This is a genomic window from Methylocaldum sp. 14B (assembly GCF_002005105.1).
Taxonomy (GTDB): Bacteria; Pseudomonadota; Gammaproteobacteria; order Methylococcales; family Methylococcaceae; genus Methylocaldum.
In genome coordinates this window covers 37418-51109 of record NZ_MSCV01000044.1, presented here as the reverse complement: position 1 = coordinate 51109, position 13692 = coordinate 37418, and the positions used below count along the sequence as shown (strand labels likewise).

At 56.3% G+C, this 13692-nt stretch carries 10 protein-coding genes and 2 tRNA genes; 5 read left to right on the top strand and 7 right to left on the bottom strand.

Features of this window, described 5'->3' with window-relative positions; all coding sequences use genetic code 11:
• Positions 1 to 812, top strand: an 812-nt coding sequence (locus B2A78_RS23555) for a hypothetical protein (RefSeq protein ID WP_205780887.1), incomplete at its 5' end; no start/stop codon positions are given.
• Positions 813 to 1020: 208 nt separating this feature from the next.
• Positions 1021 to 1320, top strand: coding sequence for a hypothetical protein (locus B2A78_RS23550; RefSeq protein WP_077732493.1), 300 nt, complete (start codon positions 1021 to 1023; stop codon positions 1318 to 1320).
• A 166-nt stretch (positions 1321 to 1486) separates the two neighbouring features.
• Here B2A78_RS23550 and B2A78_RS23545 read toward each other — a convergent pair whose 3' ends face one another.
• Complete coding sequence (locus tag B2A78_RS23545; RefSeq protein WP_077732492.1) at positions 1487 to 3055, bottom strand: DUF262 domain-containing protein; 1569 nt, start codon at positions 3053 to 3055, stop codon at positions 1487 to 1489.
• Between the two features lie 612 nt (positions 3056 to 3667).
• On the opposite strand from B2A78_RS23545, the gene B2A78_RS23535 reads away from it, so the two are divergent.
• Positions 3668 to 3916: a hypothetical protein gene (locus B2A78_RS23535; protein WP_077732490.1), complete on the top strand. Its 249-nt coding sequence runs from the start codon at positions 3668 to 3670 to the stop codon at positions 3914 to 3916.
• Between the two features lie 818 nt (positions 3917 to 4734).
• On the opposite strand, the gene B2A78_RS23520 is transcribed toward B2A78_RS23535, so the two are convergent.
• The 4 genes from B2A78_RS23520 to uvrC all read right to left on the bottom strand — a co-directional run bounded on the left by B2A78_RS23520 (position 4735) and on the right by uvrC (position 7393).
• Positions 4735 to 4808 (bottom strand) — tRNA-Cys (locus B2A78_RS23520).
• A gap of 54 nt (positions 4809 to 4862) precedes the next feature.
• Positions 4863 to 4938, bottom strand: a tRNA-Gly gene (locus B2A78_RS23515).
• Positions 4929 to 5552: a CDP-diacylglycerol--glycerol-3-phosphate 3-phosphatidyltransferase gene (pgsA, locus tag B2A78_RS23510; protein WP_077732488.1), complete on the bottom strand. Its 624-nt coding sequence runs from the start codon at positions 5550 to 5552 to the stop codon at positions 4929 to 4931. The genes B2A78_RS23515 and pgsA overlap by 10 nt, the downstream gene beginning before the upstream one ends.
• Positions 5553 to 5554: 2 nt before the next feature.
• Positions 5555 to 7393 carry an excinuclease ABC subunit UvrC gene (uvrC, locus tag B2A78_RS23505; RefSeq protein ID WP_077732487.1) on the bottom strand — a complete coding sequence of 613 codons (1839 nt, stop codon included), beginning with the start codon at positions 7391 to 7393 and terminating at the stop codon, positions 5555 to 5557.
• Positions 7394 to 7840: 447 nt separating this feature from the next.
• On the opposite strand from uvrC, the gene B2A78_RS23500 reads away from it, so the two are divergent.
• On the top strand, positions 7841 to 9121 hold the full coding sequence (locus tag B2A78_RS23500; protein WP_077732486.1) for an MFS transporter: 1281 nt from the start codon (positions 7841 to 7843) through the stop codon (positions 9119 to 9121).
• A 9-nt stretch (positions 9122 to 9130) separates the two neighbouring features.
• Here B2A78_RS23500 and lplT read toward each other — a convergent pair whose 3' ends face one another.
• Positions 9131 to 10291 carry a lysophospholipid transporter LplT gene (gene lplT, locus B2A78_RS23495; RefSeq protein ID WP_077732485.1) on the bottom strand — a complete coding sequence of 387 codons (1161 nt, stop codon included), beginning with the start codon at positions 10289 to 10291 and terminating at the stop codon, positions 9131 to 9133.
• A complete protein-coding gene (locus B2A78_RS23490; RefSeq protein WP_077732484.1) occupies positions 10288 to 12438 on the bottom strand; it encodes an AMP-binding protein in 2151 nt (716 codons plus the stop codon). Before B2A78_RS23490 ends, lplT begins: the two co-directional genes overlap by 4 nt.
• A gap of 145 nt (positions 12439 to 12583) precedes the next feature.
• Between B2A78_RS23490 and B2A78_RS23485 the strand changes: the two genes are divergently transcribed.
• On the top strand, positions 12584 to 13582 hold the full coding sequence (locus B2A78_RS23485) for an alpha/beta hydrolase (protein ID WP_077732483.1): 999 nt from the start codon (positions 12584 to 12586) through the stop codon (positions 13580 to 13582).
• Positions 13583 to 13692: the final 110 nt, after the last annotated feature.

The following is a 13692-nucleotide window of genomic DNA, read 5'->3' as shown; positions in this document are numbered from 1 at the left end:
CATTCGATAACCTCGGACCGCTGACCAACTGGGAGACTGGACAGCCTTATGCTTTACAGGAACTGGACTTGGGTAACACTCACCTGACCGACCTCAATGGCGGCAAGAGTCTCGACTTTCTCATGCCGTTTGGTGGCACGCTGACTCGGCTTAACGTCGCGGGCAACGATATCGATAACATTCAGGTTTTTGCGAGTTGGGGATCGAACGGTCCAAACTTCAGCCAACTCAAAGAGCTGGACCTATCGAAAAACGCCCTGATGGACGTCTGGCCGCTTAGTCCGCTGCATCAACTGACCAAGCTCAATCTCTCCGGCAACCAAAGCCTTGCCATCTGGCAAGTACGTCCCGTGATCGACATGAACCGGGGGCTGACCAGCCTGGGGCTTAACGGTATCGAGATCGGCTCGTTCAGCAACCTCGGGCCGCTAACGAATTGGGAGACCGGTAAGCCTTACCCTCTGGTGGAATTGGATCTGGGCAATACCCATCTCACCGATTCCAACGGCGGCAAGAGCCTCGACTTCCTCATGCCGTTTGGCAGCACGCTGACCCGGCTCAACGTCGCGGGCAACGGCATCGACAATATTCAGGTCTTCGCGAGCCCAGGCCCGAATGGCCCAAACTTCAGCCAACTCAAAGAACTGGATCTGTCGAGCAATGCTCTAGTGGACGTCTGGCCACTCACTCAACTGCACGCTTTGGGGTACTTAAATCTCGTCAGCAACGACCAGATCGGATGCAATGATCTGGATATGCTGGTGGCGGCTCTTCCCTCCACCCTTATTCAGCGTCCGACAATATGCCAATAATCTGGATACGTTGATGATAGAGCTCTCTGCCACTCTGATTCAGCCATGGATATATCTTGAGAGCCATCATGTAAGCACCAGTGCGGTGAGGCAGAAAGCGATGCAATAGCGAGCGAGTCTTGTAGTTCGCAGCATGCTAGATACCCGGCCGGCACCCCGCGGCCGGGTTTTTTATTGTAAAAGCGGGAGCTGATTTGGCGATCGACGAATGAAAGCGCTTTTGATTTTGATGCTGGCCGTATCCTTCGGCCTCCGGGCCGAAGAAGGCTGGGTCAACTACTGCAAAGATCCGCAAAAGTCGGCGGAGTCGGAAAAGCACCTGGCCGACACGCGCAAAGATCCGCTCATCTTCAAGCTGTTTGCTCTACGAGTTGGACTTTGCAAAATAGTCGACGACGGCAAGGTCGAACTCAAAGAAGCGATTCGGATTTGGGACATCGAGCACGCGCGAAGTGTTAATGAGCGGTTGCTGGACGACATGAAGCTCGGCCGGAAACGTACGCTCTGAACCATCGGGCGTTAGTCAAACAACCAAAGCCTGACACCTTTCGCACCTTTCGCACCTTTCGCAGATTGGGTGGAGCGCTAGTTAGGGTGGATGCGTGAAAGTAGGATTCGACTCTGTTTACGTAGTCAAACAAGAAAAGCCTGATACGTTGCCCATTTCTGAATAGTTATTGACACAGCCCTTCAGCGAATTCTCGAAGCAAATAGGCACGCTTTTCGAGGAAATTAGGGTAATTGTTCTCGAATAGCTCGCCTGGAATTATTGATCGCTCAAGAATTTCGCTGATATCGTTGGGCATCTTTGATCGGTAGATGCTCGGCGCTACACCTCCAAGCTCTCTGTTATCAGCACGAGAAATAAAGGCAAAGTTTGCAAGGCAATTAGGACTTATGTTCGTTTGCTCGGTACTTTGCAGAAACGCTTTCGGCATTAGGTGATGGAACTCGGCTCTGTTGCTTTGGCGGAGCTTATCTCCCAAGTCTATGGGGGCGCCAGATATAAAGCTTAATGGAAGACGCTGCGCTAAGAGCAAAATAAATGTGCTCGTATTAACCGCACCCATCGTGAAGACGTTTTCGACAAAAAATGAATCCGAAATTGTCACTGGGAAGCCTCCAAGTGCTGAAGGTTTTCCTAAGCGTAATTTTAAGATCTCTTCTATATCGGTTTTCAGGTTTCTTAGTACACCACTACTGTATCGGCGTCCAAAACATGATCGCCAGAACCAGCGATCAATTATTTTTCTCTGGTCATCCGTATATTTTATTTCACAATTTTCTGGTACAGCAAAGAAAACTGAAAGCGGTACGAGAATTGTCGAGAACGGCAGATTAGCTAGGGAGTATGCTTTGTAATTTGTACGGATATAATCGACTGCACCTCGTACCCCATTTAATACTTCTTGAAATCTTTCTCGTACCATGGCGCCATTTAGCGCCATTAATGCCTCCGGTGAGGCATCGCCACCGAGAATTGCAGAACAACATCTGAGGAGAAGATTTGAATCTGTCCCGAGTTCCCGGAATCCAAATGGTTCCAGCTGTTCTTCCAGATCCGCGAATTGGCTTTGTAATTGAAATTCCTCGCTCCATGTCCACGCTGAGAGCAGTTGAAGAGTATCGAGCGGTACCCCTTGGCGGTTAACTCGCTCAAATATAATCGAAACAGTTGCTCGATCCTCCGTTCTGAACATCTGGACAGGAATGCGTACTTCTTTATATACCGACTGCATATCATCAATCTTCTTGGCGACTATTTCGTCAAAGCTCGCGGTAGCTTTTCTATAAGCGGTGGTATCGAAGAGGGTCTTTAATGGAAAGTGGCGCTCGAGATCGACCTCTTCGGGTCTTAAGGCGAAAAACTGTGGATCCTGTGCATTAGTATCCGCGAGAAAATCGAAATAAATATCTTGCCACTGTTCAGATTGGTCAATTGGAAGTTCGGTTTGAAAAACGCCGAAGATAGACGTGATTCGCTGTTGCCCATCGAGGACGTAATCGACAGGGTAATCTTCTGTCGGGGGAGGGAGCTTAAACGGGCCAAGATCTCGTTCTGTTTTTAGTTTTTCCTTGGTTCGCCAGAATAGCAAAGAGCCAAATGGGAAACCTTTGTATATGCTATCCATTAAATAGGCGACTCTGTCTGGCTCCCAGACGAAGCCGCGCTGGAAGGCAGGAATCCGAATCTGTCCGCGGATTACAGTATCTAGAATTTCTCTTATTGTTAATTGATCCATAAGATATTTTATTGAATAACGCTAATGGAGAATGCCGGGGCTGAGTGCGTGTATAAGCGAGTTGGCGGTAAGGTGCAGTTAAAGTTCGGAAGTGCTTTTTTCATTTAGTTAGCACGTCTGGTACGGTTTAATCTCCCTTTATTGTTTCCCTATCTTCTTTTCGAACGCTAAGCGTCTTCCCCCGTAGTCTCGGCTGGGCGAAGGTTTCCAGCGCTCGGAAACCCTGGAGGTGGTCAGCCAGCCGCGTTTAGATTTTTTCTGGTTTCCTCGATCTCGGGACTGATCTGTCCGGCTTCGGGCAGTGTGTTTCCGGTTATTAGCCAGTACGCGTACTCAGACCATAAGGCAGTGCACGCGTCGAGCTCTTCCGTACTGGCGCGTACTCTACCGCATCTTATGTTTTTCCATCTATCAACTGGTATTTCGGTCAACCGGGCCAGTTCCTGGGGGCCGGTCTTTTTATGATCCATAAGCCGAATTAACCGTTCGTGCGTATTCAATAAAACATCCTGAGAGAGCAATTATTGCTCTTTTTCAGTGGGTGTAATAATTGCTCTCACGTGGCCGCAGTGCCCACATAGTCACACAAAGCGACTGTTGAAGAGGAAGCGTATGGAAGACGAACGTTTGGGTCAAGTCACCCCCTCGGTGCCGCCCCTGCAAATCCCGATCGCCTACATCACCCGGCAACGCTACGCCGAGCTCTCCGGCGTCCCGATCGGCATCGTCGACGCTTGGGTCGACCGGGGCCACATCCCCTCCGAGCTCATCGGCAAGCACTGCCCGGTCAACGTCGCCTTGCTCTGGTCTAAAAGAGTGCCGATCCGATTGTCCAAGATGCACTTGATCTCTCGTATTTAACGGGCCAACGTCCAGCCGACGCATTTAAGCTGAAATGGGACCAGATCCGAGAGGGTGCTATCTGGTTAGAGCAACGAAAACAAAAGCCAAGCTCCGCATTGAGCTTGTCGGCGAGCTGGCCGAAGTCTTTGAGCGAATCAAATCGCCTGGAAGCCGCGGTTTAACGATTCTGACCGATCCCAAAGAGCAACTTTTAAAGCCCTTCGGCTATTTCCGAAGCCACTTCGATAAAGCGAGAAATAAGGCGGAAAAGGAAGCGAAAGAACTCGGGTTCTCTTTGAACGCTTTCAATTTCGGGAGCTTCGTGCAAAAGCCGCTTCGGATCTTGAAAGCATGTCTCAAGCCAGAAAACTACTGGGACACGCCACGCAAAAAATGACGCGTCATTATGTCCGAGCTAGGGCGTTTTCATCTCGCTCGTAAGGCAAAACCGGCTTGGCGGACGTCGTTGGCGCCTTCGGCTCGGGTGAATGGATTCAAGCATTCGTAGGTCGGCAATCCTTTGCCGACGAAGACGCTCGGCCAGGACGTGGCGTCGGGAAGGGGGGCTTCGGCGCTCCCGAAGACGCCGTTTGCGATTGGGAGGGATTCCCGACCTACAGGGTGCTACAGTCGTAGGTCGGCAATCCTTTGCCGACGAAGACGCTCGGCCTGACGTGTCGTCGGGAAAGGATTCCCGACCTACTCGCGAGTGCCCGTACAGTAGGTATGAAAATGCTCTAGGGTAGGGGAGAAGGTGATGCCCGTGATGGCGAAAAGTCTTTTCGCCAAAACAACCGATGAAGACGGAGGAGCAGCCCTGGAAGGCCCGGAAATATTGGAGGCTGAGGTCGGAATCGAACCGGCGTCCACGGCTTTGCAGGCCGCTGCATGACCACTCTGCCACTCAGCCTAAGTGGGCTTGCCAATGTAAAAAGCCGCGTCTCTTATCGCGGCTTTCTGAATTTGGAGCGGGAAACGAGACTCGAACTCGCGACCCCAACCTTGGCAAGGTTGTGCTCTACCAACTGAGCTATTCCCGCGTCGTGCTGTTGAGAGTTGGAATTTTAGGTATCACTGGAGGCTTTGTCAACTCTTCGTTATCGCCTTTGAGCACTGGCAGTGCGGCCTTCAGATAATTGACCATCGACCAGAGCGTCAGTATGGCGGATATCAGCAGAAACAACTGCCCGAGGTTTTTTAGAAAACCTAGCCAGACATCCATGCTCAGCAGGAGCGTGACTATCGCGAGCATCTGGGCGGTCGTTTTCCATTTCCCGAGCCAAGATACTTCCACGCGCTTGCGCTGTCCGACTTCCGCCATCCATTCGCGCAGGGAGGCGATCGTGATTTCGCGTCCGATGATGACCGCGGCAGCGATGGCTACGTAAGGACTAGGGTCGGCCTGGACGATCAGGACCAGCGTGACGGCCACCATCAGCTTGTCGGCGACGGGATCGAGAAATGCCCCGAAGCGGGTGGTTTGGCTCATTTTGCGGGCCAGATAACCATCCAACCAGTCGGTTACGGCGGCGACTGCAAAAATCAACGCGCAGGCGATGTGGGCGCCACTCCACGGTAGATAGAAAAAGACGACCAGGACCGGAATCAACACGATCCGAAGTAACGTCAAGTTGGTGGGGAGATTCAACTCCATGTTCAGCTTTCTCTCTCGTGGAACGTTTCGTAAATGCGCTTTGCCAATTGAGCGCTGATGCCTTCGACGCTGCTCAGGGCGTCCACGCCGGCACGGCTGATTTCCCTGAGGCCGCCGAATTGCCGCAACAGTTGCTGGCGCCGCTTCGGACCCAGTCCCGCGATATCGTCGAGAGTGGACTGTTTTCGGGCTTTGGCGCGTCGTTGACGATGCCCTGTGATGGCGAAACGGTGGGCTTCGTCGCGAATCTGCTGAATCAGTAGCAGGGCGGGCGAGTGGCTGGGCAGAATGATGGCATCGGACGAGCCCGCCGGGAAGAGGGTTTCCATTCCCGGTTTACGATCGGGACCCTTGGCTACTCCGACAGTGCGAATGCTATTCATTCCGAGTTCGCGCAAAACCTCGCGCACGGCATTGACCTGGCCTTTGCCGCCGTCGATGAACAGGATGTCCGGCGCTTCGATCTCGCCTTGCTTGATTCGCTGATAACGCCGCGAAACCGCTTGCGCCAGGGCGCCGTAGTCGTCACCGGGCGTAACGCCCTCGATGTTGAAGCGGCGGTAAGCGGATTTAACCGCACCTTGCCGGTCGAACACCACGCAGGATGCGACGGTTTGGTCGCCCTGGGTATGGCTGATGTCGAAGCATTCCAGGCGTTTCGGCGGTTCCGGGCAATGTAGGGCCTCGCCCAGACTGAGAAAGCGCGCATACAGATCCTGCCGATTCGCCAATTTCGCATTCAAGGCGTTCTCGGCATTGATGAGCGCCAGCTGCAGGCGTTTCTGACGTTCGCCGCGGAGCCGCGCCGCGATCTGCACGGCATGGCCGGACTGGCTGGCGAGCACTTCTGCGACTAGCTCGGCATCCTCGATCGGATGGCTGATGAGGATTTCCCGGGGAACCTGTTTCCCAAGGTAAAACTGAGGGATGAACGCCGCCAGGATGCTGCCCGGATCGTGCTCCTCCAGCATGCTGGGGAAGTAGGCGCGGTCGCCGATTTGCTGTCCGCCGCGAATGAACAACATCTGTACGCAGGCGACGTTGCCCTTGATTGCGCAGGCGATGATGTCGATATCGCCGTGTTCGCCGTGTACCGCCTGTTTTGCCAAGACCGTTCTCAGACTCGCGATCTGGTCGCGATAGCGCGCCGCTCGCTCGAACTGGAGATCGGCCGCGGCTTTTTCCATGCGTCCCGCCAAATCGTCGATCAGCCGCTTGCCGTTTCCCTCCAGGAACATGACGGTATCCTGCACGTCCTGGGCGTATGTTTCACGATCGATCAGATCCACGCAGGGCGCGGTACAGCGTTCGATTTGGTATTGCAGGCAGGGGCGAGAGCGGTTTTGGAAGTAAGAATCCTGGCACTGACGCACGGGAAAGATCTTCTGCAGCAACTTTAAGCTTTCCCGCACCGCGCTGGCGCTCGGATAAGGCCCGAAGTAGCGGCCGAGCTTGCTCTTGGCGCCACGATGGAAGGTAATGCGAGGAAAAGGCTGATGGGTCGAAACATAAATATAAGGATAGCTCTTGTCGTCGCGCAGATTGATGTTGTAGCGCGGCTTGTGGCGCTTGATGAGCTGGCTTTCCAGAAGGAGCGCCTCGCCCTCGGTGTGCGTCACCCTCACGTCGATCGAGCATATCCGTGCCACCATGGCTTGCTGCTTGGGCGAACAGTCTTTGCCCGAAAAATAGCTGGATACCCGCTTTTTCAGGTTTTTCGCCTTGCCGACGTAAATCACTTCACCCTTGTCATCCAGCATCCTGTAAACACCAGGTAGCTGGGTCAGAGTTTCGAGGAAAGCTTTGATGTCGAAGGACGGGGCGTCTTCGCGCAAATTCATGACAGATAGGCCGATTCGTCAAGAAGAGAACATTATAATCCCGAACGGGCAAGGGCACGCAGTTCGACAGTCTGTCGCCTTACCTCAAGAACAATGGACGTACAGGCCGAGCGCTGCAGAATCAAGCAAAGGAAACCGCAAGACGGCGCGACAATAAAAACGCCGGATCTTCCATCTTTCAAGCCGTGACAGCGATAATGGTCAATCAGCTTCATCGGCGTGATTCTGCTGTTTTGCATGGGATTGCCTTGGGCCAGAGCGGCGCAATCGGAACGTGTTTTAATAAAGACCACCGTTCATTCTGATCGTGCCCGTTGCCGGGCGGAAAAAGCATTTGTCGATACAGGTGATATTCCGCCGGGTTCATCCGTTTTTCCGTGAAAAAATGACGGCGGAATTCTAAGAAAGAAGTGATCGTCGCTTTTGTTTACTCACTCTAATACCAATATGGATATTTCCGACTCGACTTCGCTTCGCTCCCGCGAACGGGCGTGGGCTCTCTACGACGTGGCGACCTCGTCGTTCGCCACGACGGTGATGGCGGCTTTTTTTCCGGTCTTTTTCAAGCAGTTTTGGGCGAGCGGGCTGCCGGTGACGGAAAGCACCTTTTGGCTGGGGGCGGTAAGTTCTGTCGGCGCTTTGGTCGCGCTGGTTCTGGCGCCGGTGCTCGGATCGCTGTCGGACGCCGGGGGGTGGAAGAAGCCTTTGCTCGCGCTTTGCGCGTTCATCGGCATTACCATGACCGCAGGACTCTTCTGGATCGAGCAGGGAGCCTGGGAATTGGCGCTTACCCTATTCGGCCTCGGGCTCGTGGGGTTTTCCACCGGAATGGTTTTTTACGACGCGCTGTTGCCTTCGGTGACGATTCCCGCCCGCTTCGAGCATGTATCCGCCTTCGGGGTGGGGATGGGCTATCTCGGCGGTGGCGCGCTCTTCGCCGTCAACATTCTGATGACGCAAAAGCCGGAGTGGTTCGGTCTTGCGGATGCGTCCGCCGCAGTCCGAATGTCGTTCCTGTCCGTGGCCGTATGGTGGTTCGTGTTCACCCTTCCTTTGCTGTTCGTCGTTCGGGAGCCGCCTCCCCGGTGTGCCAGCGGTGCCAACGCCGTCAAGTATGGGTTGATACAGCTTCGGGAAACCTTCCGGCATGTCCGGCGGTTGAAGATCGTCATGCTGTTCTTGGGCGCTTACTGGCTTTACATCGATGGCGTGGACACCATCGTCCACATGGCGGTGGACTACGCGCTGGCGATCGGCTTCGATGCCGGCGGGCTGATGTTGGCCTTGCTCATCACGCAAGCCGTCGGCGTTCCGGCAACGCTCGCTTACGGCTGGCTCGGTCAGCGCTTCGGCGCCAAATCCGGCATTCTCGCGGGACTCGCGACGTATGCGTTGCTGGTGGTTTGGGGTTCCGTCATGAGCCGGCAGTGGGAGTTTTACGGGATCGCGGTGGGCATAGGCTTGGTCCAGGGCGGCGTTCAGGCTCTCAGCCGTGCGCTTTACGCGCGCCTCATTCCGAAAGAAAAGTCCGGCGAATTCTTCGGTTTTTTCAACCTGCTCAGCAAGTTCGCGGCGGTTCTGGGTCCCGTGCTGGTGGGGATCGTCAGCCATGCCACCGGCGAACCGAGACTTTCGATACTCTCCTTGCTGGTGCTCTTTACCCTGGGCGGCGCGCTGCTCTGGAATGTCGATGTGGCCGAAGGCGAACGGCGCGCCGCGGAGTTGTAGGTATGCCTGCTACACCGCCGGTTGCCGCGGCAGGCACCAGGAAACTAGCACCGTCATGGCCAGGACAACCACGCCCAGGGCGAGAATCGCAGCCACCGGGCCGATGCCCTGAGTCGACGCGAAGGTATAAATCCCCATGCTCACCAGCATCGCGGCGTTCTGAAAGAAATTCTGGACCGCCACGGCGCCGCCGCTGCCGACGGTATGATGACCGATCTGCTGGATCGCCGCGTTAAGCGGCACGACGAACAGGCCACCGGCGATGCCGATGGCCAGCAGCGTCGCTCTGGCCGGCCACAGGCTATCGACACCGGCCAGGAGCAGAAAAAATAGGCTCAGCGCATACGCGGCAAGCCGTGCACGCCGGATGTGCTCCAGGGGAATTAGGCGCGGGACTATACCTGAGCCAATGACGATGCCGACGGCGAGAAACAGGGTCAGCTGCGCGATTTCCCCCGCGGTTTGCGTATCGAGCACTTGCGGCGCCCAGGTTACGAGAATAATTCTCAGAGTGGCGGCAGAGGCCCAGAACAAGCTCAGGGCGATTAGAACTAACCGGGCACGTTCTGATTTCAATAGCTCTTTGATTACGTGCACCAGTTTGGTCAAGGACGAACCGGGGCGCGCGCCGCGTGCCGGCAGCTTGGGCAAGAGGAGCGTAACCCCGGCGGAAATAACATAAAACGCGATGATCGAGCTCAGCGCCAGATCGATCGAGGCATCGGCGAGCTTTGCTCCGATCACGGTGCCCAGCAGGATCGCGGCGATGGTCGCGCCTTCGATCCAACTGTTGATCCTGACCAACCGCGTGTGATCGGCCAATTCTGGCAAGATCCCGTATTTGGCGGGGCTGTAGGTTGCCGCACCCACGCCGACGACGGCATAGCCGATCAGAGGCTCGACGCCGAGCAGTATCAGAAGTCCGCCGAGTGCCTTGACGACATTCGCCAAAATAAGAACCTTCGGCTTCGAATGCCGGTCGGCGAACGCTCCGACCCAGGGCGTCAGCATCACGAACGCCACCAGGAAAACGCTTTGCAGGGCCGGGACATACCAGGGGCCGCGATCACCGCTTTGCAGCACGATGGCGATGACCGTGAAGAGCATGGCGTTGTCCGAGAACGCGGAGAGAAACTGCGCAGCGATCAGCGAACGAAGTCCCCGGTTCATGATTCGCTCCCTTCCCGGACGAACCCGGTAAGCGCCGGATAATCCACCTTGCCGGTGGCAAGCAGGGGCAGTTCCTTGAGCACCCGGATATCCTTGGGCAGACAGAGTTCGCCGACACCCTCCTGCTGGGCTCGGGCCGTCAGTTCGGCGCGATCGGCGTTCCGGTACTCGGTGGCGAGTACGATCTTTTCGCCTTTCTTGGGGTCGGACAGCGCAACCGCCGCGTGCCGCTGTCCCGGCCAAATCCGCGCGGCCAGCTCTTCGACCGCGTTAAGCGACACCATTTCCCCGCCGATCTTGGCGAACCGTTTGACGCGGCCGAGAATGCTGACAAAACCTTCCTCGTCGATGCGGACGATATCGCCGGTGTCGTACCAGCCGAGTCCATATTGCGAGGCGGGCGGCTCGAGTTCGCCCGAATGCCCGGGGCGGAGATAGCCCAGCATGACGTTGGGGCCGGTCACGTGGAGGCGCCCTCCCTCGGTTACGCCGGGAACCTCTTCTAGCCGCCATTGGATGCCGGGGAAAAAGCGCCCCACCGTGCCTTCCCGGTAGTACATGGGCGTATTGGCGGATAATACCGGCGAAGTTTCCGTGGCCCCGTAGCCTTCCAGTACGCGGAGTCCGAATTTCTCGGCCCAAAGCTTGCGGGTATCGGCTTGCAGTTTTTCCGCGCCGGCGAAGACATAGCGCACGCTATAAAAATCGTAGGGATGGGCATGCTTTGCATAACCGTGGAGAAAGGTATTGGTGCCGAACAGGATCGTGGCGTTGATGTCGTAGGCCACTTCGGGAATGATTCGGTAATGCAAAGGCGAGGGATACAGGAACAGGCGCATGCCGGACAGCAAGGGCAGCAGCGTGCCGGCGGTCAAACCGAAGGCGTGAAAGACGGGCAGAACGTTGAGGATGACGTCCTGGGCATTGAAATCGAAGCGTGCGGCGAGCTGTTCGCGGTTGGAGAGGAGGTTAGCGTGGGAAAGCACGACCCCTTTCGGTTCGCCCTCCGAACCCGAGGTGAACAGGATTACCGCCGGATCATCCGGGTTGCGCCGGCCGCGGTACCAGTAATCGGCGGTGAGCGCGGCGAGGAAAGCCCTGAGCTTGTCCCGGGCGCCCAGCTCCCGGCCCAGGTCTTCGAGATAGATCACCCTCGCTTTTTCCGACAAAGCCTCTACGGATTCCTCCAATTTCGCCGTGGCGACGAAACGACGGGCCGTGACCACGGTCTTGATTTTCGCCGTGGCGCAGCTCGACAGGAGATTGCGGGTGCCGGCGCTGAAATTCAGCATGGCGGGGAGGCGCCCGTGAACTTGAAGCCCCAGGAATGCGGCTACCGTACCGCTCAGGTTGGGCAGCAAGAGACCGACCGCTTCGCCGTCTTCGGTTTTTTCCGCCAGTTTGCGGCCCAGGGCGAGGACTTGTGCGATCAGCCGATCATAGCTGAGGGGTTTCCGCTGTACGTCCTCGAGCACGCGATGCCCGCCGCCGTGAGTCCTCCGTGCGTCGAGCAAGGCCGAGAACACCGTCCGCCGGTAATTGCTCGTCTCGAACATCATCTCGCTCATCAAATCGGACAGCATGAGCCCGACCTGATGCCGCCGCTCGGGACCAGTGATCTCCGACGGCGGACTGACTTCGCGGGGCGGCAGAATGTTCAGCGTGATAGGCGGAAACCAGCGCAGCCGCACCACCCCGTGCAGACGGGAAAATATGGTGTATTGAGTGCCGTCGATTCGGATCGGCAGAACCGTTGCGCCGGATTTTTCGGCGATCAGCCCGGCGCCGTCGTAAATCTTCATCAAGGCTCCGGTCACCGTGATGCGTCCTTCCGGAAAAATCACCGCTTTGCGGTCCTCTTTCAGATAATGGGTCAGGGCCTTGACCGACAGCGGCTGGGTGGGGTCCATCGGAAACACCTTGGCGAACCTGAGAGCCGGCCGCACCCACCAGTGCTGGGCGATGTGGGTATTGATCGCGAATGTGACCTCGTCCGGCAGAAAGACCCACAAGAGTATCGGGTCGAGGTAGGACGAGTGATTGGCGGCGATCAGGACTCGAGCCCCCGCCTTTTGGTAGTTTTCGAGACCGACGACTTTGACGCGGAACAGCCGGGCGAGAATCCAGCGAAGCATTATTTTTATCATGGTGTTCACCTCCGAGGAGAAAGTCTAGGTCAAAAATGAACAGTGTTCAATATATTCCAGTGCGGTGAACAGGTTGATGCGCAACCTCGGCAAACCGCCGCAATCAAAGGTAATATAGGGCCCGTCCGCAACTCTGATACCCGTCATGACTCTGAAAACTCTTCGCCTGTCTTGCTTCGTGCTTTTTCCATGTCTGCTGCTCGGTGGCTGTACGCCGCTCATCCATCCCTCGGGACCCGAACATGTTGAACCGCAGCTCCGTAAGGCCCATTTCGTCGCTACGGATGGCGCCGTTTTGCCGGTGCGATCCTGGCTTCCTCACGATGGCAAAGCCAAGGCGGTGGTCGTGGCGCTCCACGGTTTCAACGATTACAGCAATGCTTTCACCATGCCCGGCCGCTATCTGAGCGAGCACGGAATTGCCTTGTACGCCTACGATCAGAGAGGCTTCGGGAATGCGCCGGGACGGGGCCTCTGGGCCGGAATGGATGCCTATGTCGACGATCTGAGACAATTCACGCGACTCGTCGGCAAGAACCATCCGGGCAAACCGGTTTATATCCTCGGCGAGAGTATGGGCGGAGCCTTGGCGATTGTTGCGACGGCATCGGAACGGCCTCCGCTGGCCGATGGGATCATTCTCTCGGCACCGGCCGTGTGGGGCAGGAGCACCATGCCCTGGTATCAACGGGCCTTGCTTTCGATTTCGGTAAGTACCGTGCCCTGGCTTCAGTTGACCGGGGAAAGCCTCGGGATTCTCCCTTCCGACAATATCGAGATGTTGCGCGGTCTCGGTCGCGATCCCCTGGTCATAAAGGAGACGCGAGTCGATGCGATTTACGGGCTGGTCAATCTCATGGACGAGGCGCTTTCGCGAGTTGAGCAGCTGAATAAAGAGGTTTTAGTCCTCTATGGCGAGCACGACCAAGTGATCCCCAAAGAGCCCGTTTCCCTAATGCTGAAGAAGCTGTCGAAAACCGGGACCGCCCGTGTCGCGCTTTACGAGCAGGGTTACCATTTGCTGCTGCGCGATCTGAGCGCCGCCAAGCCTTGGGCCGATATCGCGGCGTGGGTTGCGGATAGGTCCAAACCCTTGCCGTCGGGAGCCGACAGGCGGAACATGCTGGCTTTCCTCAATCCTTGAGGCACTAGAGCATTTTCCGGTTTGACGTAGCGCCCGAAGTAGGTCGGCAATCCTTTGCCGACACCTTCGCCGGCAAAGGATTGCCGACCTACCACATGCGGGGCGGTTTT

Coding starts and splice junctions, on each gene's coding strand:
- B2A78_RS23485 (WP_077732483.1), top strand. CDS start 12,584: ATGACTCTGAAAACTCTTCGCCTGTCTTGCTTCGTGCTTTTTCCATGT.
- B2A78_RS23500 (WP_077732486.1), top strand. CDS start 7,841: ATGGATATTTCCGACTCGACTTCGCTTCGCTCCCGCGAACGGGCGTGG.
- B2A78_RS23490 (WP_077732484.1), bottom strand. CDS start 12,438: ATGATAAAAATAATGCTTCGCTGGATTCTCGCCCGGCTGTTCCGCGTC.
- pgsA (WP_077732488.1), bottom strand. CDS start 5,552: ATGGAGTTGAATCTCCCCACCAACTTGACGTTACTTCGGATCGTGTTG.
- B2A78_RS23545 (WP_077732492.1), bottom strand. CDS start 3,055: ATGGATCAATTAACAATAAGAGAAATTCTAGATACTGTAATCCGCGGA.
- lplT (WP_077732485.1), bottom strand. CDS start 10,291: ATGAACCGGGGACTTCGTTCGCTGATCGCTGCGCAGTTTCTCTCCGCG.
- uvrC (WP_077732487.1), bottom strand. CDS start 7,393: ATGAATTTGCGCGAAGACGCCCCGTCCTTCGACATCAAAGCTTTCCTC.
- B2A78_RS23535 (WP_077732490.1), top strand. CDS start 3,668: ATGGAAGACGAACGTTTGGGTCAAGTCACCCCCTCGGTGCCGCCCCTG.
- B2A78_RS23550 (WP_077732493.1), top strand. CDS start 1,021: ATGAAAGCGCTTTTGATTTTGATGCTGGCCGTATCCTTCGGCCTCCGG.